31 protein-coding genes are annotated in these 23,397 nt (G+C 34.5%); all 31 read left to right on the plus strand.

Annotated features, from left to right (window positions below):
* Positions 1-8: 8 nt before the first annotated feature.
* The 31 genes from AB3329_RS01810 to AB3329_RS01960 all read left to right on the plus strand — a co-directional run bounded on the left by AB3329_RS01810 (position 9) and on the right by AB3329_RS01960 (position 23,292).
* Positions 9-320 (plus strand): cytoplasmic protein, encoded by a 312-nt coding sequence (locus AB3329_RS01810; protein ID WP_368394037.1) that lies wholly within the window; start codon positions 9-11, stop codon positions 318-320.
* Positions 320-781: a conjugal transfer protein gene (locus AB3329_RS01815; protein WP_368394038.1), complete on the plus strand. Its 462-nt coding sequence runs from the start codon at positions 320-322 to the stop codon at positions 779-781. Before AB3329_RS01810 ends, AB3329_RS01815 begins: the two co-directional genes overlap by 1 nt.
* A gap of 3 nt (positions 782-784) precedes the next feature.
* The gene (locus AB3329_RS01820) at positions 785-2,533 is read left to right on the plus strand and encodes an FtsK/SpoIIIE domain-containing protein (protein WP_368394039.1); all 1,749 of its coding nucleotides are present in this window, start codon (positions 785-787) and stop codon (positions 2,531-2,533) included.
* Positions 2,534-2,802: 269 nt separating this feature from the next.
* Positions 2,803-4,062, plus strand: coding sequence for a replication initiation factor domain-containing protein (locus tag AB3329_RS01825; RefSeq protein WP_368394040.1), 1,260 nt, complete (start codon positions 2,803-2,805; stop codon positions 4,060-4,062).
* On the plus strand, positions 4,037-4,444 hold the full coding sequence (locus AB3329_RS01830) for a hypothetical protein (protein ID WP_368394041.1): 408 nt from the start codon (positions 4,037-4,039) through the stop codon (positions 4,442-4,444). The genes AB3329_RS01825 and AB3329_RS01830 overlap by 26 nt, the downstream gene beginning before the upstream one ends.
* Positions 4,441-4,833: a hypothetical protein gene (locus tag AB3329_RS01835; RefSeq protein WP_368394042.1), complete on the plus strand. Its 393-nt coding sequence runs from the start codon at positions 4,441-4,443 to the stop codon at positions 4,831-4,833. Before AB3329_RS01830 ends, AB3329_RS01835 begins: the two co-directional genes overlap by 4 nt.
* Positions 4,834-5,475: 642 nt before the next feature.
* Positions 5,476-5,769: a hypothetical protein gene (locus tag AB3329_RS01840; protein ID WP_368394043.1), complete on the plus strand. Its 294-nt coding sequence runs from the start codon at positions 5,476-5,478 to the stop codon at positions 5,767-5,769.
* A gap of 57 nt (positions 5,770-5,826) precedes the next feature.
* Entirely contained in the window at positions 5,827-6,327 is a 501-nt protein-coding gene (locus tag AB3329_RS01845; protein WP_368394044.1) for a hypothetical protein, read from the plus strand.
* A gap of 65 nt (positions 6,328-6,392) precedes the next feature.
* Positions 6,393-6,881, plus strand: coding sequence for a hypothetical protein (locus AB3329_RS01850; protein ID WP_368394045.1), 489 nt, complete (start codon positions 6,393-6,395; stop codon positions 6,879-6,881).
* Between the two features lie 60 nt (positions 6,882-6,941).
* Positions 6,942-7,499, plus strand: a complete 558-nt coding sequence (locus tag AB3329_RS01855; RefSeq protein WP_368394046.1) for a hypothetical protein — start codon at positions 6,942-6,944, stop codon at positions 7,497-7,499.
* Positions 7,500-7,509: 10 nt separating this feature from the next.
* Positions 7,510-7,986, plus strand: coding sequence for a hypothetical protein (locus AB3329_RS01860; protein WP_368394047.1), 477 nt, complete (start codon positions 7,510-7,512; stop codon positions 7,984-7,986).
* A 16-nt stretch (positions 7,987-8,002) separates the two neighbouring features.
* Positions 8,003-8,941, plus strand: a complete 939-nt coding sequence (locus AB3329_RS01865; RefSeq protein WP_368394048.1) for a conjugal transfer protein — start codon at positions 8,003-8,005, stop codon at positions 8,939-8,941.
* Between the two features lie 14 nt (positions 8,942-8,955).
* Positions 8,956-9,180, plus strand: coding sequence for a TcpD family membrane protein (locus AB3329_RS01870; RefSeq protein WP_368394049.1), 225 nt, complete (start codon positions 8,956-8,958; stop codon positions 9,178-9,180).
* A gap of 3 nt (positions 9,181-9,183) precedes the next feature.
* Positions 9,184-9,570, plus strand: a complete 387-nt coding sequence (locus AB3329_RS01875) for a TcpE family conjugal transfer membrane protein (protein ID WP_368394050.1) — start codon at positions 9,184-9,186, stop codon at positions 9,568-9,570.
* Positions 9,567-12,095, plus strand: coding sequence for an ATP-binding protein (locus AB3329_RS01880; protein WP_368394051.1), 2,529 nt, complete (start codon positions 9,567-9,569; stop codon positions 12,093-12,095). The genes AB3329_RS01875 and AB3329_RS01880 overlap by 4 nt, the downstream gene beginning before the upstream one ends.
* Before the next feature lie 19 nt (positions 12,096-12,114).
* Positions 12,115-14,343: a hypothetical protein gene (locus AB3329_RS01885; RefSeq protein ID WP_368394052.1), complete on the plus strand. Its 2,229-nt coding sequence runs from the start codon at positions 12,115-12,117 to the stop codon at positions 14,341-14,343.
* A gap of 35 nt (positions 14,344-14,378) precedes the next feature.
* On the plus strand, positions 14,379-15,806 hold the full coding sequence (locus AB3329_RS01890) for a phage tail tip lysozyme (protein ID WP_368394053.1): 1,428 nt from the start codon (positions 14,379-14,381) through the stop codon (positions 15,804-15,806).
* A 136-nt stretch (positions 15,807-15,942) separates the two neighbouring features.
* Complete coding sequence (locus AB3329_RS01895; RefSeq protein ID WP_368394054.1) at positions 15,943-16,362, plus strand: hypothetical protein; 420 nt, start codon at positions 15,943-15,945, stop codon at positions 16,360-16,362.
* Between the two features lie 17 nt (positions 16,363-16,379).
* Positions 16,380-16,754: a hypothetical protein gene (locus AB3329_RS01900; RefSeq protein WP_368394055.1), complete on the plus strand. Its 375-nt coding sequence runs from the start codon at positions 16,380-16,382 to the stop codon at positions 16,752-16,754.
* A 76-nt stretch (positions 16,755-16,830) separates the two neighbouring features.
* Positions 16,831-17,388 carry a hypothetical protein gene (locus tag AB3329_RS01905; RefSeq protein WP_368394056.1) on the plus strand — a complete coding sequence of 186 codons (558 nt, stop codon included), beginning with the start codon at positions 16,831-16,833 and terminating at the stop codon, positions 17,386-17,388.
* Between the two features lie 17 nt (positions 17,389-17,405).
* Positions 17,406-18,269, plus strand: a complete 864-nt coding sequence (locus AB3329_RS01910; protein WP_368394057.1) for an LPXTG cell wall anchor domain-containing protein — start codon at positions 17,406-17,408, stop codon at positions 18,267-18,269.
* An 18-nt stretch (positions 18,270-18,287) separates the two neighbouring features.
* Positions 18,288-18,617 (plus strand): hypothetical protein, encoded by a 330-nt coding sequence (locus AB3329_RS01915; protein ID WP_368394058.1) that lies wholly within the window; start codon positions 18,288-18,290, stop codon positions 18,615-18,617.
* Between the two features lie 70 nt (positions 18,618-18,687).
* Positions 18,688-18,954, plus strand: coding sequence for a hypothetical protein (locus AB3329_RS01920; protein WP_368394059.1), 267 nt, complete (start codon positions 18,688-18,690; stop codon positions 18,952-18,954).
* Positions 18,955-18,999: 45 nt separating this feature from the next.
* Complete coding sequence (locus tag AB3329_RS01925; RefSeq protein WP_116878640.1) at positions 19,000-19,230, plus strand: DUF4160 domain-containing protein; 231 nt, start codon at positions 19,000-19,002, stop codon at positions 19,228-19,230.
* A 14-nt stretch (positions 19,231-19,244) separates the two neighbouring features.
* A complete protein-coding gene (locus AB3329_RS01930) occupies positions 19,245-19,517 on the plus strand; it encodes a DUF2442 domain-containing protein (protein ID WP_368394060.1) in 273 nt (90 codons plus the stop codon).
* A gap of 44 nt (positions 19,518-19,561) precedes the next feature.
* Positions 19,562-20,242 carry a hypothetical protein gene (locus tag AB3329_RS01935; RefSeq protein WP_368394061.1) on the plus strand — a complete coding sequence of 227 codons (681 nt, stop codon included), beginning with the start codon at positions 19,562-19,564 and terminating at the stop codon, positions 20,240-20,242.
* 18 nt (positions 20,243-20,260) lie between these two features.
* Positions 20,261-20,599 carry a hypothetical protein gene (locus AB3329_RS01940; protein WP_368394062.1) on the plus strand — a complete coding sequence of 113 codons (339 nt, stop codon included), beginning with the start codon at positions 20,261-20,263 and terminating at the stop codon, positions 20,597-20,599.
* Between the two features lie 147 nt (positions 20,600-20,746).
* Positions 20,747-21,082 (plus strand): hypothetical protein, encoded by a 336-nt coding sequence (locus AB3329_RS01945; RefSeq protein WP_368394063.1) that lies wholly within the window; start codon positions 20,747-20,749, stop codon positions 21,080-21,082.
* Positions 21,054-21,776 (plus strand): DUF6710 family protein, encoded by a 723-nt coding sequence (locus AB3329_RS01950; protein WP_368394064.1) that lies wholly within the window; start codon positions 21,054-21,056, stop codon positions 21,774-21,776. The genes AB3329_RS01945 and AB3329_RS01950 overlap by 29 nt, the downstream gene beginning before the upstream one ends.
* A gap of 97 nt (positions 21,777-21,873) precedes the next feature.
* A complete protein-coding gene (locus AB3329_RS01955; protein ID WP_368394065.1) occupies positions 21,874-22,104 on the plus strand; it encodes an excisionase in 231 nt (76 codons plus the stop codon).
* A 51-nt stretch (positions 22,105-22,155) separates the two neighbouring features.
* Positions 22,156-23,292, plus strand: coding sequence for a tyrosine-type recombinase/integrase (locus AB3329_RS01960; RefSeq protein WP_368394066.1), 1,137 nt, complete (start codon positions 22,156-22,158; stop codon positions 23,290-23,292).
* The last annotated feature ends 105 nt before the right edge of the window (positions 23,293-23,397 follow it).

The following is a 23,397-nucleotide window of genomic DNA, read 5'->3' on the forward strand; positions in this document are numbered from 1 at the left end:
GTATAAAGATGGAACTTATTGATAATTTGAAGTTAAAATCTGATTTTGTGGGAAAAGTTTTTTATGAAGAGTTAGGGACTGCTCCTCGTAGAGTAAATGGTGTTGCTGGCACTTATCAAAGGCACATTGTAAATAATGAGAGGCATGGTGTGTTTCATATCATTACACCTGCTCTTCCTGAAGTTTTTCAGTTTGATGATGAGGTTGAAATTGATGGGGAGTGTTACTTTTTGGAAGATACGTCTTGGAACGGTCAAGATGTTTCTCCGGCTATGAATGTGCTTGCAAAAAAATTAAAACGTGTGGGAGGAAATAAATAATGGCTAAAGTAGGTTTGGATTTTGGTGAAAAAAAACAGTTTGCGGATCGTTCGTATCGTGTTTTAGATGATGGTTTGGTTAATCCTAAAGAAATTCTTGGGGATTTAAGGTTTATTAAGGTGGTTGGGGATGATTTGGATTATATGGACGACACTTCTCAGCCTCGTCGTCAAGACGGTACTTATCCTCAAATTCCTACGGGTGAGACTCGTGGTCTTGTTTTGTCAGTTTCTTCTTCTTTTTTAAAGAAGTCGATTGCTGTGACTGTTTTAGATATGACTGAGGTGCGTTTTAATGAATTAGGTATTAAATACCGAGAGAATATTGAGCTTGATAATCTTAATTTTGCTTATGTTTCGATTGGTAAGCGTTCTGATCGTATTAAGGTATTTGCGACTGGTGTACGTAAGTTAGGGCAGCATAATAATCAAAAGCAGGAGCATCAAAAGAAAGAAGGGTAGTAGATGAAATTATTACCTGAATATAGAGGTAGAAGAGTCCGACCTTGGATGAGGTATATGAATGTGATTTTTTTTACCTCTTTTTTTGTTTTATTATTAATACCCGTTGTTTTATTTCTTTATTTTAATTTTGAAGTTATTTATGAGGGTTTTCTTGATTTAAATAAATGGACAATAGGCTTATCAGTTATTTTGATAATATTTGTTGTGGCTTTTTCTTTTTATTTGACTTGGTTTTTCCGTGAGTGTACGCCTTTTGGAAAGAAACTTGATCGTTTGGGGATTATATCTCGTTTTTTGTTTGAACATGGCTTTGTTTATGAAAAACGTAAGCAAGGTAAGAATGGCGGTACTACCTATCGTTTTCCTAAAATTTATATGAGGCAGCGAAAATTTGATTTGGATATTGCATTTGAGATGGCTGGAAATAAATTTCAGGATAAGTTTAAGAAAATTGGCGGTGATCTTGAGACTAGTCTAGCTATGGATTATATGGAAACAGTTGATAGTGCTAAGTTTAAAACTTATACTATGGCTTATTCTGCATTTTTGAATCGGATAAAAGTGCCCGATGTAGAATATGTGAAGGGTAAAGGATTAAAACTCATGGAAAATTTTTATTGGGATTTTGATTCTGATCCACATATGATTGTTGCTGGTGGTACTGGTGGCGGTAAAACTGTTTTGTTACGTACTTTGATTTTAGCATTGGCTAGGATAGGTACGGTATATATATGTGATCCTAAAGAAGCTGATTTTGTAACAATGGCAGAAATGGAGGCGTTTAAAGGTCGGATAGTATTTGATGCTAAAGAGATAATTGACACTTTTGTGAAGGTTCATAATATTATGGGGGATCGCTATAAATACATGAATAAAGAGCGGGTTTGTCATGATGATAAAGAGTTAAGGACTTATTGGGAATATGGTTTGGAGCCTTGTTTTTTGTTTTGTGATGAGTATAATTCTTTTAAATCAGTTGTTGATAGTATGTCTATTAAGGATAGAGATCTTTTTGAAGTGGTTTTAAGAGGTATTGTTCTTAAGGGTAGACAAGCTGGTGTCTTTTTTGTTCCAGCAATGCAAAAACCTTCTCGGCTTGATTTGCCTTCTATTCTGCAGAGTAGTATGATGTTTCGTCTTGTTGTTGGTCGTTTGGATGATGATGGTTATAACATTATGTTTGAGGAGGTTAATCGGAATAAAGAATTTAAATTTTTAAAGTATGTTTCTGGTTATCGTGTTTATGGTCGAGGTTATGCGGCTGTTAAGGGTGAAGTGGCACGTGAATTTTATTCTCCTGTTTTGGAAAAAGGCTTTTCGTTTTATGATCATTTTGCGAAATTGAAGCGTATTAAAAATCAGTTTGATCCATCAGAAAATAAGAATGTTTTGCCTGGTGTTGTTGATGATGATAAAGGTGTGTCTGTTGTTAAAGAGAAATTGAGTAATGTCGTTCCGGTTAGAGAAAAGGTTGAAAAAAAGGAAGGAGAGGGGTTTATGGATGATAATTTAGAAGAGCAACATTATGATTTGACTGCTGCTTCTGGAGTGTTAGGTGTATCTCGTCCTCAACTTTTTAAAGTTTTATCACTTGTTGAAAGTGAGGGTTATCATACTTTTGGTAGGGATGCTAATGATAAAACTTTGCTTTTTGAAAATGATTTGGATTTTTTGAAAAGCCTTTATGAATATAAGGAGAAGAGTGACTTATCATGGCCGAAAACTATTGAAAAGTATTTTATGGAGTAAGGTTTTTTGCCTTTCTCTCTTTACCAGGGATGGATAGCAGATAGTCAATTTGAGGTGGCGTAGCCCCCTCAAATTGACGGTTATCTGCGGTTATCCATCCCTGGTAAAGAGAATCAACCCCCTATATTCTAATAGGGGGGTAAGAAATGAGAAAATGGCATTTTTCACCCCCCGTAACTCCATATGTATCAAGGGTTTACAAGATTTTGAAGGTGGTTGTATTTTCGCAAAAAAGTGGTTGTATTTTTTATAAAAGCAGGAGGTTATTATTGGATCCGATTTATTTGAAAGAGTTTAGAAAAAAGACAGGCTTGAAACAAAAGGAGTTTGCTTCAAGTATTGGTATATCTCAACAAATGGTGTCTCAATATGAACTTGGGAAGAAGCCTCTGAGTTTAGAAACTTTTAGGAAAATCAAGTCAGCTTTTGGCTATGATGAATGTGAACCGTCTAGATTGCGATTCATGATTGATTATCTCAGGATTACATTTAAAAGCGTTATGGATTTGGAAGTTTTTACAAGGCAGCACTTATTAATTCCTTTTAAAGAATTTGGCTCCTATGAAACGAGGTTGATGATGTATAACCATTTATGGAAGAGAGGGGATATTTGGATATTTGATTATCATGATAAATTTGAAACTAAAAATTATCAGATTACTTTGCAGCTTTCGGGGGCTGGCTGTCGTCAGATGGAAGTTTTATTGGAGCATTATGGTTGGACTTGGCAGAGGTTGCTTTTGGAAATGTCTCGTAGCTTTGGAAATGGTATGAAGGTTACACGCTTGGATATTGCTATTGATGAAGTGTATCAGGGTTATGAGAGAGAAGATGAGCATTATCAATTATCAGATTTGATTGCTAAATATTACAAAAAGGAGCTTGATTTTGAAAAGATGCGGTCATGGAATTATATTGGCGGTGGGTCATTGAAATTTGAAGATGATAATTATGAGGAGGTACGGCAAGGTATCTCTCTTTATTTTGGGTCAAGACAATCTGAAATGTATTTTAATTTTTATGAAAAACGATATGAGTTGGCAAAACAAGAGAGAATCTCTGTAGAAGAATCGTTAGAAATTTTTGATATTTGGAACAGATATGAGATACGGCTAGCTCATAAGAAGGCAGATAGTGTAGTTGAAGAATATATAGCTGGGGTTGATTTGGCTGAAATTGGCCGTGGTCTTATTAATAGCCGGTTGACTGTTTATGATGGTGTGAATAGCTTTGGTGCATTTCTAGTTGATCGGAAGTGGCAGCGGCTTTTTGGTGGAACTGAACCTCTGCGTTTATCGATGCGGCCGGAACCATATGATATTAGGTCTACCATTAAATGGCTTCGTTATCAAGTTTCTGATTCTCTGGCGATGGTAAAGGAGTTCGATAAAATTGTTGGGGAGGATAATTTTAAGTTTATTTTGGAATCTGGTGAAATTAATGAACGAGCAGAAAAAATATTATTGGATGTGATTTCTAGCGTACAAGTTAAACGAGGTGATTATGATGAATACGATGTTACTGCCTAAAGACGAGAAGGTGCTTGATTTTTTGTTTGCACGTGAGATGACAAAGGAATTGATAGAGCGGATTGTATTTATGTTGCCTAAAAGTTATTTTTATGGTGATGATATTGAAAATGATGTTTTTAAGTCTTATCGTGTTGACTTGAATGATTTGCTTGAAGAGGCACGTAGTAAAGATGATAGGAAGAGTTGGATAGTATATGGTAGTTTGTGGAGAGAGTATAATGCAGAACTATTGGATTTAGTTACTTTAAAAAGACGGTTTCTTGTTTTTGGTCTCATGATGCAGGAAGAGGATAAGCGTCGTGAAATTCTTTTTAATTTAATCCATGAGAATCATTTGCAGAAGCGTGTATTGAAATTGAAAGAGGTCTATCGATTATGAAATTTTTTAAGGCTGATGAGGTGACTGTTTTTTTAAGAAGTCAAGAATTGACAAAGGCTTTTGTGAAGGCTGTTGTAGATGAGATACCAGATGAAGTGTTTTATGGCTCTGCTCCTGCTGGTTTTTATTTTCCGATTTTTCATCAAAATATAGGTATGTATGGATTGATAGATGAAGCTAAAAAAAGATTAGATGAGTATTCGGCAATAAATTATGAGCAGTTAAGAAAAGAATATAAGGATGAAGTTGAGTATTTTGTGACCCTTAAAAGGAAGTTGTTGGTTTTTGGAATCCTTTTAGAAAGTGAATTTAGAAGGCGAGTTATTTTAAGGAGTTTTATTAAAAAATATCGAATACAGATACATGTATTAAAGTCGAAAGGAGTGTAAAAAATGAATTTTTTTTGTCTATTGAATATCATTTTAGCTGTAGCACATTATCCTATATATATTGTTGATTTAAAAAATGGAGATAGATTTTGGCTTTTACATTATTGGATTTTTGTGATGAATGCTTTGATGGGTTTTTATGGTTTGTTTGATTATTTTGGAATGTGGTCGAGTTAAATAATAGGTTTGTTTATATTAAGATTTGAGGAGGAGTGATGGAAAATCCACAAAATCGTATTATTAAAGCGGTTGAATGTGAGCTGAAAAGACGCAAACAAGATACAAATGTTCCTATTGGAAAACAGTTGGCATAGCTTGGGATAACTGATTCGGTTTACCAAAATTGGTTTCCTGATCATACTTTTCAGATGAATATATCGTTGGAAAGTTATGTCAAATTGTATGTATCATGGTGGGTTAATAGGTCTTGATGATTTGCTTGAAGTTATAGATTATATAAGGTCAAAAATTGAACCCATTGATTATGATGTTTTTAAGAAAACTCATCATAGAAAGAAATCGTTGAAGAGGTAGATGATGATAGTTATTGATAATCGGATTAGATCGCCTACTGATAGTTGACTATGTAGGCTGTTGTAGTTGAATTTTAGAAGATGAAAGTAATGAAATGAGGAAATTAGAATGAATAAAGAAGAAAAGAATGCTCTTACAAAGCAATTGAAACAAACAGTATCAGAACTTGGTGAAAGCTTGCAGGCTAATGATTTTGAAGCAGCCTATGAATTAGCTAATAGCCTTCAAAAACAGGTAGAAAACGATGAGTTTATGAGTTTAACTGGTAAAGAACTAGCTGATTTGCAGTTTGAGGATATCAAAAAGACCTTGAAGCGTTACTGGTACAATAATCGTCAAATGCGGATGTTCCAAGGCGGCTTGCGTAAGAATGGGGCGACCTTTGTTGATTTAGTCAAATAGGAAGAGTAAGCAGTCAATTTATTTTGGCTGCTTTTTTTATTTTAAAGGAGTTTAAAAATGGGTGTGCTTAAAACAACTATTGTTAATAAACAGGATAACAATAGGGTAGTTGCTGATTTGCCGGTAGACTTTGATGAGCTTAGAATCATTTTTGAGGAACGATATGGTGAATGTCATGCAAGAGATGAGGATGATTTTGAATGCTATGGTTTATCTAGCCAGTATGATGTTGGTGAAAATGGAGAGACTTTTTCTTTAGATTATGCCAATAGTTTGGCGAAAAAGTTGGAAAGTCTTGTTTCGATGAGTGAAAAATATGCTGTTGCTTTTTTTGAGTATTGTGATTATGAAGATCTTGATAATTTAGATGATATTAGATTTTATGATTCTAGGATGGATTATTTAGATGATTTGTATGAACTTTATGGTTTAAGGGATACTAAATTTTTATGGACGACTGTAGATATGTTTTTAAATGATGATTACATATTCGATGATGTTATTAAAGATGGAAGTGTCAGAGAGGCTGTAAATGGTATTGTTATTGAGTGGCTTTAATAGTTAGCAGGGCGGTTAATGTGAGAGTACATTAACCGCTTTTTTGTTTTTAAGGAGGAACGAAGGTGCTAAAGACAGTTATGCATGATACGCTTGATTGGAATGAATTAACTCTTGAATTGCCATTAACCATTGAAGTAGCCAAACAATCATTTGAAAATGCGTTCGGAGAATGTCGTGCTAGAACTGAAGATGATTTTACATGTTGGGGCTTGTATAGCGATTATGGTGAGGAAGGTTCTACATATTCATTTGAACAAGCAAATAAAATAGCTCAGGAGTTGGAAAAAGTTGCTTCGGTGAGTGAAAAATATGCTGCTGCGGTTTTTGAATATTGTTGTTATGTAGATGTCAGTCATTTTGATGATGTCCATTTTTATGATTCTAAAGCTGACTTTATAGTGAAAGTGTACGATGATTATGGGCTGTATGATGTTAAATTTTTGTGGACGACTGTAGATATGTTTTTGAATGATGATTATATATTTGAAGCTTTATTGGACGATGGCTTTATCTATAAGGCTGAAAATGGTGTGATTATTAGATGGTTTTGATTCTGTGAGGAGCAGTTAATGTAGAAGTGCATTAACTGCTTTTTTGTTTTTGGAGGAATTATGATGGTTAGAGCTTATATGGTTAATCCTACTACTAGACAAGGGGCTTGGTTTGATTTTCCTTTATATTTCGGTCAATTAACACGTATAGGTCATTCTGGTTCTTATGATGAGATGGTTGAAATTCGGGAAATTGATGGGACTGATAGGTGGTCTGTTGGTTTGTTTGATTTGAATGAATTGGAACAATTGAATAGGATTGCGGAATTTGAAAAAGTCAGTAATGGTGGCAATGGAGGCGGCAGTGATTATGTTGTTAAATATAACTCTATGGATATTGTTAGAAGAATGCTTGATTTAAACACAAATGCTTATGATAGAGTTGTTGAATTTGATGATTTTGGTGCATCTTCTACAATTTTCGTAATGGCTAGGTTTATTAATTCTTTTACAGTAGCTGTTGATTACTATATTGGAAGTGACTTTGGCAAGGAAATTCCTGAGCGATTGTTTGCTAAATGTTTTGTAAATAGCGAAAGTGAAGAAGTTGAGATGAAAAGAGGCAGGGGATTTACCTATATTGAAGATTTAGAAAGCGTTTTGAGAGGTTTGTTGTAAAGGAGAAGCTATGCTGGCGAGTATTAGAGTGTACAGTGATGGCAGAAGTTATCCGCTCTGTGAGTTAGATTTAATGAAATTTACTGAGGAGCAAGTGAGAGAAAGAATGGCAGAAAGAGGTATCGAAGACGATGCCTTTTTTGTTTGTGGTTTTTCTGATTGGGGGATAGATACACAATTTAGCTTATCAGAAGCTTATGGGATTAAACGTTGCATTACCGAAATCTATGATGGTGATGCTTTTTTGGTTGTTCATCAGCTGAGGCAGCGTAAGCCTTTGGTTCACATTTTTTCTCACTACTATCAGTTTGTTTCTAAAGATGAATTGGAGGTGATGCAATATGTTTTGAGATATGTAGATGTAGCTGAAGTCATTGAGTATTTCATGAAGGCAAATACTTGGGTCAATGCGGTTAATAACTATATTGAGCAAGGTTTTTTGCTGAACACTGAAAGAGGCTTCTATGTAGATGTCGCTGTTCTTTAGAAGAAAGGAGGAAAGATTGTTTAAAAGGAAAAGTAAGGAAGAAAAGGCAAGTAAACATTTTTTAAAAAAGCAGCATAAGAAATCTAAGAATGAAATGCGTTTGGTTAGTCAACGCAAAATGAATGCTGTTTTTATTGGAGGTTTGGCCGGAATTGTACTGCTATCTTTATTTGTTATTGTTTCTAATCTTGTGGGGTCTTCTGATGATAGTCAGGAATCTGTTGAGAGTTCTGTTGTTTTTGGAACAGATAATGTGGATTATCGTTTGCAGCAGTTTTTAGATGGCTATGTTACGGCTTATTTCACCGTATCTGATGATTATGAGACACGTAAAGAGGAATTGGAAACATTGAATGGTTACTATGATGTGATTCCAACACAAAATGAATCATCTGATGATAAGCAGCCAACTACACTTGTTTCTGCAAGACTGCAGACTATTAAGGATAATGTGGCTGCTTATCAGATTACATATGATGTTGGCTATGAAGAAATGAGCCGAGTAACTGTTAAGTTTTCGATTCCTTATGGTGAAACAGATAAAGGCTATTATGTAGCAGGTTTACCTTGGATTGAAGCTGTTTCTGACTTAAAGGCTAGTGATGTTGATACAGATAAGGCCTTGGAATTATCAGCTGCTGATAAATTTTCTGATTCGGAAAGTGCTAAATTAGATGATTTCATCAATCTGTTTTTCGTTAATTACACCACCAGTCAGAAAAATTTGGATTTGATTTCCAATCAATTGCGGGCTGTTACAGGCGTTGTATTTGAGAAGGTTGAATATGTCTATTACAAGGAAACTGATAATGCCATGATGGCTTATGTACAAGTGAAGTTTGATATTGCTGGTGCAAAACACAATGAGAATTTTACTTTGAAGCTGATCCAAAAAGATGGTGATTTTTATGTTGATGATTTGAAACATGTTATTCCGGCAGATTATGCTGATTAGATTGGGAGGAAAGAATGACTTTAGAAAATCTTTGGGATTTTTTGGTTCAAAATTTTATTAACTGGTGTATTTATGGCTATGTCGCTATAGAATTTGTTAAATCTATTGCTAAAGGGCAGATAGGTAAAATTATTACAACTCTCATTATTGGAGCGGCAGCTTATACATTTGCGAATGGTCCATCGGAGGTGATGTCTCAGGTAGGCGGTGTTATTCAAAAGATTTTTAATAGGGGGTAATGATTGAAGAAGAAAGATAAAGAACTTTATAGCTACAAACAAGCCTTATCACAACCTTATTGGGTACAGCGATTAACTAATACCTTTTCACTTAGTTCTGCTTTTAGATTATCTTTCTTTGCGTATGGTATAGCTGTAGGTGGATTATTGTGGCTGTTGTTGTTATTATTGCTGCCGTTTACTCCATGGGGGGCACGGACAGTTTTTAGTGGGATCGTTGGTTGGTATGCTGGGCATTTTTTGTCTGAGCTGCTGATTGATGGAAAAGGGGTAATCTTTTTTTTAAAAGATTACCTTTTATTTTATGTTCGTTACGGGTTTCGTGAGGATAGTATTTATATTAACAAAGGGCAAGTTTACAGGAAGCCAAAAGGAAAGGAGCTTAAATGAGTTTATCTGATGTGTTAAATGTTGCTGATAGCAACATGTTGAATAATCTTTGGGATTTTAAGGAAAACTTGTTTTTGAAAAAAGATGGCAGTGTTTTTGCAATCTATCGAGTTCCTTCTGAGATTATTAATAGTGTTGATGATAAAGAGAAAGAAAACTTTAAAAGTTTGGGAGTTTCGGTGCTTTCTGGCTTAGAATCATATAAAGATTTTGAAATTGCCCGTATACCTATGGATAAAGACCTCACAGAGATGTTGAATAAACTCTCTGAGGATATTGATTGGGCAGCGGATTCGGCAGATTTAGCTGAATATTTGCTTAATCAGATGATAGATCATCTCTATACTTCTATGGGGGATATTTATGATGATATTTATTATTTGATTGTACCTTTAAAATCTATTCATATTTCTACGGATTTAAAAGAGGTTGTTTCGCAAAGTTATAGGACGGTAAGGAATACGACTTTATCATTTATAGGTATGGGCGAAAAAGTTCCCGTTGACTGGTATGAGAAATACACTCGTGGTGAAGAAATTTTATTCAATTCTTTGGGTTTGCTAGATGTGGAGAGGATTAGCACAGAGGAAAATATTTTCATTAATCTTTGGCAATACAGAAGAGGAATGGTTCTTAATAGAGCCGAAGAAGTGAGAGCGGTTGAGGCCTCTGTTGAAAATATTGATGATGTTAATTTAGAATTTGAGAATGTTAACGTTATTAAATTAAGCAATTATAATGATAGTTCTTATGTAGCCTGTCTTCCAATTGATGAAATTCCTGAAAATGTCTCTTATTTGCATTTAGAGGAAGCTTTGCAGGGGTTGAATTTTCCTGTAGAATCTCGATTTAAAGTGCAATTTTCGAGCAAGTTTGGATTTTTCTCTTTACCAAGCAGAGGAAAACGTAGTCGTCGGCGTTTAAAAAATACGCAGGAAGAAGCTGAGGACGCTGGTGATAGTCAGAACAGTAAGGTGGCTAGAGGTCGTTATTTGCTGGAAGATTTGAAAGAAAAGGTGGATGAAGGAGAACCTTTGGTTTCTTATCTACACACTTTGATTATTACAGGTGAGACGATTGATATTTTAAAATATAAGATTGATATGTTGCTGACGCATTTGAAATCTATGGGAGTTAAATTGGTGAAAGCTCAAGCGGATCAACTTTATCTTTTTTATAAAAATCGTTTTGGTGAGGTTTTAACAAGTTCAGATAAAAACTTTATTCAGCCTTTACCTTTAGAAGGATTTTGTGAAAATCTCTTTTTTATCACTCACAAGGTCGGGACTGATATTGGTTTTCCTATTGGCCGAGTGGATAATCAGATTGAATCATGGAAGGGAGATTATAAGTCGGCTATTGCATCTAGTTCTAAGCTAGTTTTGGCGAATCTTTTACAGGCTAATAAGACTGGCATTAAAGGTAAAGTTACAAGTAATCCTCATGCTGGTGTGATGGGAGAAACAGGGTCAGGTAAGTCTTATTTGATTAAGTTGCTTTTCACATATCACAGTCTTTTGAAGGGGCAGTATTTGTATATTGATCCTAAAAATGAAATACGAGTACAGTATCACAGGATACTTAAAGAGTTGGAAGAAACAGATACTTTTCCGGAGTTGCAGCAATATATTAAATCTATCAATTATATTACTTTGGATGCTAAATCTCCAGAAAACTATGGGGCATTAGATCCAATTGTTTTTCTGGATGGGCAGGAAGCAACTGATTTGGCGGATTCGATGATTGATTTGATGTTGAAAAATAATACAGATGAAATTGAAGAAGCTTATCTTGCTAGTATAGAACGGGTTCTGAATCGAAAAGAAGCTGGTGAGAAGGTTGGTATGCTGCATGTATTTGAAGATATGATGAATTCTGAATCGAAAAATGTTGTGAATGCTGGCCGTAATCTGTGGCGTAAATCCCAAAATTCTATACTATCGTTATGTTTTTCTGATGGCCGTAATCCGGCGCTTGATTTAAATCATAAAATCACTATTTTAGGTGTTTTGGGCTTAGATTTACCTAAGGCCGCTCAAAAAGGGGAATATTCTAAAAGTCAGTTGAAATCTATGGTTGTAATCTATGGTTTATCATATTTCTGTAAGCGATTTGGCGAAAGAAATCCAGCAGTTGAAACGTTATCGGTCTTTGATGAATGTTGGATGTTGGAAGGTACTCCTGCAGGTGAAGAGTTGATTACCAATATCAAACGTGTCGGCCGCGCTTATAATAACTTTATGATTTTGGGTACGCAGTCTGTTCATGATACTCAAACTGAAAGTGATGATACTGGGTTTGGTACGGTTTTTGCCTTTTTGGAAGAACGGGAAATTGATGATGTGCTTGATTATATTAGGATTGAAAAGAATGATACGACCCGTGCCTGGATGGGCAACATGACAATGGGTCAGTGCATTTATTATGATACTTTTGGCCGTAAGGAGCGTATCACTGTTGATGGTATGTTTGATGAAATAACCGTCTTGTTTAATACGGTACAAACGGAGCTGAAAGCTGTTTAGCTAGAAAGGAGGAAAAAATATGAAAGCTAAGAAAACATTATGGCTTATCTTAGTATTATCTGTTTTGGTTTTGCTTTTTCCTTCTGCTATGATTTTTGGGGATACAAAGACAGCTATTGATTCGAGTTCTGGTAAACTTCCAAATACAGTTGATTCTTTTGCTCAAGTACCATCAGAGAGTACTGAAAGTGTGGAACTTCCAGATACAGTTGATTCTTTTGCTAAAGCACCATCAGGAAATACTAAAAAGACAAAGGAAGAAAAATTAAAAGAGGAAAAAGGTAAGGCGCTTTCAGAAGCAATCGATTCGTCATTAGAGCCTTTTTCTGCTCCAGTTTTTGAGGCGCTTGCTGAAGAAAAATCAGGTAAGGATTTTGCTAGTCGTGAGTTGACTTATGCGAATTTTAAAGATGATTTAAAATATTTCACCTCTAAGGTTTATTTTAAAAATGATTTTTTTGGATTATCGTCTGAAACGAATTATCTTTTTAACACCATTATACAAGGTATTTTTTGGGTTACTAAATTTATCTTTGGTATTTGTGCCAGTATTTATAGTGCTGTATCTGACTTTGGGTCAATAGATGGTGCTATTACGACTGTGATTGACGCTTCGGCTGAAATTTACAATAATCTGATGTCTACTGCAATGTTAGGTTTTATTGGCGGTTTGTTTGTGGTTTATGCTTTTTTTCTTTATGCGACTGGCCGTGGCAGTTTTTTTAAAACACTTTTTAAGCTGCTTGTTGTTTATGCTGCAACCTTTATTTTCTTTTCTAAGGCACCTACTGGTGATTACTATCTGACTAGAGCATACAATAATGTTAATAGTGTTTTTGCTAATATAGCAGCTGATGTATCGGGTTCTACAGATGTTTATGGCAGTGGTGAAGATGCTGTATTGGATAGTTACTTTGAAAAAGTCATCTGGCAGCCTTATGCTTACATGAATGCGGATAGGACAGATAAGCCGGCAGAAGGCTCTAGTCTAGGTCTTAATCTCTCAGATGATGACCTTAAAACCCTGCTTGGTTATGAACAAGATGATGGAGGTTTTAAAGTAGGAGATGATCGTATTGATAAATTGGCAGATGAAAAAGATCCTAAAGTTATTAATCTTACAAACAATTGGGGAGAGAAGGCTTCTTATGCCTTTGGTTCAATTGTTAATGCTTTGGTATTAGGAGTAGTAATTGATTTCTTTGGCTTAGTGGCTTTTGTGCTAAATGTTATGTTGCTGATTATCTTTGCCTTCTCTTGGCTTTATTTGATTATCAGCCTGTTTCCAACATTATCTGGTGTTTTGATAAATTTTGGTAAGCGTACGATAATTTTAACAGGGCTGTCAGGTTTTATGACATTTTTCACTGTTATTTTTATGTATATTTATGAACTTATATCTAATTTTATTATGGAAAAAACTTCGGATTATATATTGACTGTTTTTCTGAACCTTGTCATTTTATATTTAACCTATCGTTTCCGAGGTCAGATTATTGGGATTATTACAGGTGATCGACTTAATTTGACTGGTGCTGGCAGCAGAATGCGTTCAAGGTGGTCTGCATACAGAAGGAGAAGAGGAGGAGCAGGCTCTTCTGGTGGCCGTGGTTTATCTAAGTTAGCATTAGCTAGAGCAAGTATGCTAGGCGCTAGAAATAGTGCGATAAGAAAAGGCATGCAGTCTTTAAATCGTAAACGGGAAGAGTTTGCTAGGAACTATAAGGCTAAGCGCTTGGCTAAACAGCGGGGTGTGAGTGAAAAACAAGCAAGGCCCTTTGTTAATGCGGAATCGGATTATAAGAAGGCTAAACGTGAAGAAACTAAACGGTTATTAGCTAATGATCTTAATCGGAAAAGAGCGTCTGCTTATCGAACACTTTCTGAAGGTGCTCCTGATTCATGGGCTCGTGAAGAATTGGCTAATCGTTCGCAAAAATATCAAGATCGTATTGTTAAACCTAATAAGGCTTTAGAAAGAGCTGAGATTAAGCGTGAAGCACATAAAAAGCACTTAGAAAAAGTTGCTAAGAGAAATGCAGGTGTGGAACGGAGACGTCAAGAAACAAATAATCGGTTTGTGAAAGAACAGGTATCTGCTTTGAGTAAGAAGAAAGGTATATCGCCTAAAAAGGCTTATAAAGACTATTCAAGCAGCATCAGAAAGCAGCGTCTTTTGAAAGGCGAACCTGATCGTTTGAGTACTCACAAGCTAAAGGTTAAGCAAGTGAAGACACGAGAAGTTTAATAGAAACTTCTTGTGTTTTTTTAATGAGGTGATAGATGAGGAAGAAGAAAAAGCTCAAAAAGATAAAATACATAGGCTGTCTTGGTGTTTTGTTGCTGCCATTTGTATTTTTTATACTTGTTGCAACGTTGTTGTTTCATAGCACAATTAGCAATAGTTGTTCTGTTTCAGAAAGCACAACTTCAACTGCTGTATCTACTGTTAGTTCTGGTGCTTCGGATAGTGATTGGACTAAAGAAGGCTCAACAGCTTATAACAATGCTAAAGCTGTATTTGATTCTTGGGTATCAAAAGGCTTGAGTGGAGCTTCTGCTTCTGGTATTGTGGGCTGGGTTAATTCTGAAGGCGGTTTTTCTTTAGTTGACCGTGCACAAGGCTATTATGGCTCAGATGTTGCGACAAATGGACTTTCTGCAGGAGTTATTCCTATTGGTGGTGGGGGAGGTATTTACCAATTCACTCCATATACCAAATTTGCGGCTGCGGGCGATAGTAAGTGGCTTGATGTTGATGCTCAAAATACCTTTGTAGCTCAGGCTATTTTAGGTGGAGATTGGAATTCTTCTATGGATTTGACCGGTGGCAATCATAGTTTCCGGGAAATGGCTCAGATGACAGATCCGAAACAGGCTACTTTAGTTTGGCAAGCTTATGAACGGGGGAGTGTCGCTCACATCAATCAGTCTCAGAAACAGACGGATGCCCAAACAGCCTATGATTTATTCAACGGTTCAAGTTATTCATATGATGAGAAAAAATTTGATGCAGCTTTTGGTTCTGGTTCTACAGATTCTTCAAATAGTGATTCATCAGAAAATAAGACTGTTTCTACTTCTACTAGCAGTAAAACTTCTAAATGTTCTCATTCAGGTTCTTCTGGTGGCGGTTCTGGTGAATGGTCGACTGATGGCGGTATAGTGTCTTATGGGGCTTATAATGCTTGGTCTCGTGATGATTTGCCAGAGGATTTGAAGTCATACGCTCTTGATCCTGCTAGTGTTGGTTTAACATTTAGAGGAGCTGGAGGATGGAATGCTATTGCTTGGTCTGGCGGTCAGTGTACTGATCTTTCGGCTAGTCTTATGTATGCCATCTGGGAGAAGGATGGGAGTCATCCGACTATGACAAATGGTAATGGTGAGGCAGTTGCCAGAAATTGGGCTAGTCAATTTGGCGGTTCAACATCTAGTACACCGACTGCCGGTGCGGTCTTTAGTCAGACGCCATCCAGTGCAGGAAATAGTGCTGGGCATACAGGGCTTGTATCTCATGTGTTTGAAAATGGTGATATTTTGGTTGTTGAACAAAATTATTCTTCTCTTTCAGGTGAAGATGGTGGTTATGGCAAGTATACATGGTCTTATCGCTATGTGCCAACAAGTCAGTATGGCAGTGGCTGGACATTTTATGATTTATCGCAAGCAGGGTATAGCATTGTAAGTAATGCTTCATCAGTTAAGTGAGAGGTTTGTATTTTTGCTTTTTGGTTTAACAGTTGATATAATGAGTTTTTAGTAAGATAGTATTACGAAGTATTGATTATATTTGCTAACTGGAAGCAAGACTGATTAGTTGTTAGTTAGTAATGGAGGAATTTACTTGGTTAAAAGGTTGAAGGTTAATCTCATTAAGATAAAGGCAATGGGTAAAACAAATTATAAAGATTATAAGGCCTATTTAAAAACTAAAACGGATGATGAGTTAGTTGACATAAAGGTTGATTTGGAAACAAAATATAGTAAATGGAATAAGATTTTAACCTATTTTTTAGTTGGAGTAATTATTGCGACTTTAGGTTTTTTAGGGAAATTTTTGTATGATGTCATAATTCATTCATTTGAGTTATATAATGATGTTGAAGCATTTATTATCATTAAAGGTGTATCAAAAATTTTTTTATTAATAGCTATTAGTTTAAGTATTTTGCTATTTATTCTTTATAATGGATTGGCTAATACAAAACAGAAACTTCTTTTTATGAAAGAATATAGTAAAGAACGACATTCAGAGAAAAAATAAGTCAGGGGTTACTGAAATTGGGCGAGAAAATAATTTTTACTGTTTTATATATTATTGATGTTATTTTTCATAATTATAAGTTAAAGCAATTCAATCAAGAATTAGAAGGTTTAAACAGTATTGAAGTTGTGCTATATAAAAATGGTGCTTCTTGGAATTATTTAGGTTGGTCTGTTATATTAATTCTTATAGGATTATTGTTTATTTATTGGTTTTGGAAGTCGAGGAGACATATTTATGATGCTGAAGATTTTTGGGTGCTTATTGGATTAACATTAATTATTTTTGTGTCATTTATTTTTACTATTGTTTTTATTAGTAATCCTATTTTACAATCGGTTTGTGTTGTGATAATTTGTGTTGGAATGGGCGTTATAGCACAAAATTCGTGAAAAGATAGGAATTTAAGTACTAGAAGAAAGTCATGAGAAATCATGGCTTTTTTATTTTTGTCTGAAAGGGGGAAAGATGAGAAAGAAAATAGTGGTAACTTTATTACTTTTAGTTCTTGGAATTGGTTTTATGGCTTTAAGATCTTGTTCCAAACAAAAAACACGACTGCGAAATGATTCATCGGTATCTGAAAAATCTAGTGTTATTTCATCGAATTCGGATGAACAATCATTTTTTTCAGCAAGAGATGAGGCAGAGGAAACTTTGGAAAGGAATGATAGTCTTTTGGGTGATAAGGAAACAGCTGCTGTGGCGGCTTCTTTGCACACAGCATTTGATTATTTAAGGACGGTGAAGAAGCAGTCAGAGGTTGCTGTTACTTATCAGGATAAGTTGGCTATTACCAAACGTTCTATGGCACAGACGGTAGTAGCTATGTTTTTAGCCGGTTATACAGTTGATTGGGATACTGTAATGGTTTATGCCAGTGATAATGATAATGTTTATCAGTTTACAGTAGATTTGGTTAAATCGGGTTCAGATAATCTTTCCCTTGTTGGCAATTATGTGACGGGGACGGAACAGTTGGAAATCACTAGTTTACACGGTATTCCGACAGGAATACAATATTAATTTTAAGGAGAAAAATAATGAATAAACAAAAAATTTTAACAATGGTGACACTTTCAAGTTTGATTTTATCAGGCACAGGCTTAACTGCTTTTGCGGATGAGGTGACTGTCGGTGAGGCACAAACGGAAGTGGTGACGGAAACAGGAGATTCTGGTATTTCAGTCGATACTCCTTCGACACCCACACCTGAGCCAACAGGCGGTGAAGATTCGGGTGCAGTTATTGGTTCAGATAATGAGGGGCTTCCTTCAACGCCTGTTGATGATGAGTCGGGAATTACAGTTGATACACCTTCGACGCCTGATACTTCATCATCTCAGCCATCAGAGCCTTTAGAAACAGATGGGAAGGATGATGAATCGTCAACACCGCAAGAAACGGCTGAGCAACAGGAAGAATCTCAAGAAGGTACAGTTGAAGTTCCTACAACTGATGGTTCGGTGATTGTTGTAGATATTGATAAGACAACACCAACTAATAATCCTAATGTAAGTGCTCAAGTAGCTTATGATGCAGGCGCTAGTCAGGTTGGTACAACTTCTCTGGTAACTGGGCAAATTGTGCAAGACGTGACGGTAAATCAGCCAGTAGTATTAGCTAGTGGTCTTGCTATTACGGATATCCAGGCAGGTGTTGCAACATTGGGAGATGGCTCAAAAGCTAATATGTCTGAGCTTGAGGGAGTAGATACAAATGAAGATGGGACTTATTCAGCAACTACACTTTCTGGAGAAAAAGTGACGCTTCCGGAGACAGGAGAAAATGATAGTTTGAGACTAATTTTATTAGGTCTAGTTGTTTTTATGGCTGGTTTATGGTTGAGTTTTAAAGAAAATATTATTGGTTTCTTTAAAAAGATAATGAGGAAAATAAAGGCTTGATTATCTGTGAGGTAAGGAATGGCAACGAAAGAACAATTATATATCAAATTAGTGATTTATTCTTTAGGAAGAAGCAGAGAGTTTATTCTTAGTCATTATGATGAAGAACTTGTAAAAGCTTTTACAGAAAAAGAATTAGAAAATCATTCAATGATGGGTTTTGCATTTGAAACCTTAGATCCAAGAGGACTAACATTTGAAATAAGTGATGAACTTTCATGTGTTGTTGATGAATTGGTAGAGGCAATTAATAATATTGAGACGGCAGTGGATTTACACCGGTTTGCAATTAAAGAGATTCCTATTTGGGTTAAGAGTTTTAAAGAATTTCTTAAAGTAAATTTTTGATGGTGAAGATTCATTACCTTTAATTAGTTTGTATAAAGTGTTATAGTAAGCAGATTTTGGAGAGGGATTAATGTTAGAATCAATTAAAGCGTTGTTTTTGACGTCAGAATCAAAATATCGTGAAATGAGTGATGAAAGAATAGAATCTTTAAAAATAGCTGAGCTCGATTTTTTTGCTAATTTAAGAGAAGATATTGAGTGTCTAAGAGATTTAATTGGCATAGTAGATACTCCTGAAACGATAGCTATTGTTGATGAAAAGCTAAGTAAGCCTAGATATGATTTTATTTTATCACAGAATAAAAGAATTATTGAGGAAAATAAACGTATGTCATGATGGATTATCATGGCTTTTCTTTTTGTTTAGAAAGGTGGTATAATAGTGCCAACGATATATCTTAATAATGGATTGAGAATTTATATGAATAATAGAGAGAAGGGGCATAATCGTCCTCATGTTCATGTTTTATATAAAGACGAAGATTATTCTTTTGCTTTTGATGGGGAACAGTTAGCGGGAGGGAAATTGCCTCGTAAACAGTTTAAAGAAGTGCAGCTATATTTATCAAACCATCAGGATTATTTAGAAACTTTGTGGCAATCTGATTTTTGAAAGGCGGTTTTAATATGAGAGTGAGAGCAATTGCAGTAAAGGCTTTGGCTAATTATTGTATTCAGGTTACTTATGAGGATGGTAAAACATTTATCTATAATGTTCAGGAAGATATAAGGACAATAAAAGCTTTTCATTATTTGAAAGATGAGGGTGCCTTTAGTAAAGTGTATTTGCAGTATAATGGTTACTCAATTGCTTGGGGTGATGGAGATGAATTCGAAGATGTTACCATGGATTGTGAAGTTCCTTATCTTGAAGGTGAATTAGTTTTATCATTGGGGTGAAGTCATGATTGAAATCATGGCTTTTTTATTTTGGAGGAGAAAAAATGAAAGTTTATCATATCTCTGCTTGGGAAGAATGGGTTGGAAGTGATGAATATGACGATGGTCTTCGTTCGGTTGCCTTTGATGAAGATTATCTTCTCAGTGAGTTATCTGATTATATTGATGCAAATGATGATAAATATGATGATTTATTGGATTTTATTTCGGAATATGCAGTAGATGAAACAGAGTATAATGATTTGAGTTATGATGTTTTTTATAATCGGACAACTCGTTTATGGGACGTTCGGGTACAATTTGATTTTGTTTCAAGGTTAGATTTGAGAAAATTTGATAAGCATTTAGATGTTGTTCTTGTTTTTGAGGGTAATGTTGATCGTGTTTCTAGTACATTTAATGACACAATAGCTGAATGGTTATCGGAGAAGATAACAAATTGGCGTTTGGAAAATGAAACACAAAAGAAAGTGCTTGATTTTCTATCTTCTTTTGGAGATGAAGAAGATAAAGAGGCATTAGAAGAGTTTATTTCAGATATTCAATCTATTCAATTAGATTTTTTAAGCTATTCAATGAAAGATTTCAGAGATTTACCAACTGTTGCGGAAGATATTGATGAGTTGCTTTATAATTATGAAGATCGTTTTAGCATTGAGTTTTATAATCGTTTAGGATTTTTTTTAGATGATTGTAGAGAAGAAGAAATAATGAATTATGAATAGCTAGTAGGAGGAAATTTAATGGATAAACATGTTATTTTACAGGGTGATCATAGGACTTTGAGATTATTTGATGATATTATCCTTAGTATGATTAATAGTAGGAAATGGTTTTATTGTAAAAATGATAAATCAATAACTGATTTAAGTGGTGATATCTATACATGTGATGAAAATGAATATTATTGGTATTGGGATTTTATACAAGCTTATTCTTTTTATAAAGAAAATGAAGAATTAATTTTAGAAGTATTTGCGGATGAAATCAGATATGGTGATATTAGTGAGTTATTCCATGAATATACTGATTATGTTGATAGATATTTTGAAATTTCTAATAGGATTAATGGCTATTATTAAAATATTTCCATTGTTTGAGCAATAAAAAGTAGTTGGTTGAAAATAGACAAAATAAAAAATGTCTATTTTAATAGACAAAAATTAGAATAGACCTGTAGGAAGTGCAGGTCTTTTTTAGTTGTAAGGTTTAATATTGGGGGAAAGAAGATGAATTTGAATAGTATTTTTAGTGATAAATTAAGTGAAGTGATTGATAATGATAATCAAAATCAAGCGTTTTGCTGTTTAAAGAACTGTTATGAGTTATTATTAAAAAATAAAGATGATATTGAAGTTGAAAAAACAGCTGTAGATGGCAGATCATTATTATATCTTAATTTTTTAACTCGCTTTAAGATATATAGTGAGGTTGGAGACTATATTGAATGCTGTCATTTGTTGAAAGATATTTTGGAACTTTGTAAAATAACGGAAGGTGTCATTAATAATATGTTATACTGTTTACATGAAATTGATGGCAAAGTGGTTGCAAGTTATGATTAATTTATCCAAGAGATCAACCTATGGAAGAATGACAAAGGATTTATTTCGTCAACGAATGGCTTATAATAAGGCGATGAGATATTTTGAAGAAGGAATGGCCAGAAGTAATAAGTTGGTTTCAGATAGTAAAGAAGAACAATTAGCCTTTCTTGATTATTATATAACATTAGTTAAAATTGATTTGGTGAGCAGTAAAAAACTCAGTGCATTTTGGGGAAAAGATTTTGAAGAGTTTTTTTTACCAGATCCATTTGCTATTGGAGCTGAGATGATTTATCCTACTCAAAAAACTGGTAAAGTTAAAAAGATGCTATTAGATGAATGGGCTTATATTGCAACATGGAAAGCTAATTCATTAATAGATAGTTTCTTCAAAGTAAGAAAAACAGGATTTAAACAGAATAGGACACATGATGGCTATTATTACAAGGAACTGGATTTACTTTATGTTTATAATGGCAGACATTCTGCTACGGCTGGATCGGTTCTTGGTGGTGAAATAGAGGTTGAAGTTGTATCCATTGAAGAAATGTATAGGCAAAATATAACGACTGATGGTGCCTATTGGTATTGTTTTTCCGTTTGGAAAGATGATAAAAGGATTGGTGATATTGATGATTTTAGGATTGCCGTTCTTTATGAGTTAGGGAGACAAAAGTGGTTGTTAGAAAATGATAAAGAAGTGGAATCATGACATGAAATTCATTTTTGCAATGAAGGGTATGGTTTATTGTAATTTTACAGGTGCTGGATTAGTGCCTGTTTTTTGTGTATGAATGAGGAGTAAAAGGATGAAAGAAGATATCAATAACTTTCCGGATAAGATGGTGAATAAAACAGAATTGATTGAAAATTATTTTCCTTATTTTAAAATAGCAACTCTTAATAAATATTTGTTGCTAGTAAGTAAAAATGAAAAGTTTAAGAACATTTTGTTGCGGCCATCTACAAGGATGACTATGATAAATGTTAAAGGATTTTATTTGTATTTAAGATGGTGTGAAGAGAATAAATTTAAGTGATATAATGTAGGCATTAACTAAAAAATATGCTTGCTAGAAATAGGAGTATATATGTTTTTTAAAAGATTAGATAATGGTAAATATCGGTATTATGAAAAATATTGGCATAAGCAAGAGGAAAAGTGGAAGCAAGTTTCGATTACTCTTAATTCGAAGACAAGAGCGGCTCAAGCAGAGGCTAAAAGAAGATTAGAGGCCAAAATTGAGAAGTATAATAATGTTTATCGAAGAAAGAGCGGGAGTGTGAAAGAGGTATTTGATGAGTGGCAGCTTATTCGTAAGATGGAGTTGAAACCTAGTACCTTTTCAACGCAAGTTGGTATTTTAGTATCGTTTATAAAAAAGTTTGGTATATTTAATATCGCTAAAGTAAAATCAAGTGATCTGCAGAGTTATTTAATAAATCAGAAGTGGTCTTCGTCTTACCGTAATTTAGTCAAAACATATTTGGTATTATTTTTTAAATATGCATTGACAGTTGGCTATATTACTGATAATCCTATGGATCGAGTAGTTTTACCGAGAGTGAAAGTTAGTTATGAAGAAAGGGAAAAGAAACGGGAGAAGTATTTAACGCAAGAGCAGATGAAATGCTATCTTAAAGAACTTTATCAAAATGGTGGAAATCAGGTTTTTAATATTTTAGTTGAATTTTTATATTTGACTGGTTTGAGGATAGGCGAAGCACAGGCTTTACGCTGGTCTGATATTGATTTGGAAAATAAAGTAATCCATATTAGTCATACTTTGTTTCGAGGGGCGAGACGAAAAGAGAATCGTATTACAACACCAAAAACGATACATGCTTATAGAGATGTTTATTTTACAGATCGAGTATTGGAGTTGTTGAAGAGGCTTCAGAGATTTTCAAATGGAGATAAAGGATTGGTGTTTTGTAATGATGATGGTGATTTTATATTATTAAATTCTTTTAATCTTTATATAAAAAGGTATTTTGATTATCAAAAGATGGGTAAACCGGATAGTTTTAGATTGAGCAGTCATGTATTTAGACATAGCCACATTAGTTTGCTTACAGAGTTGGGTTTTAGCATTAAAGAAATCATGGAGCGTGTTGGACATGGCGATGAAACTACAACTGTTGGTGTTTATACTCATGTAACTCAGACAATGCAGCAAAATAGTATTAAAAAACTAAGTAAAGTAGAGTTAGATTTTCAGGAATGAAGTAACCAAAAATTAACCAAAAAATGTAGAAAGAAGTAAAAATATATAGTAAGTTGTTGTTTTTTGAAGAAGAATTATTTTTGGGATAGTGCTTTGTTATAATAG

This window comes from Streptococcus huangxiaojuni, assembly GCF_040930515.1.
Lineage (GTDB): Bacteria > Bacillota > Bacilli > Lactobacillales > Streptococcaceae > Streptococcus > Streptococcus huangxiaojuni.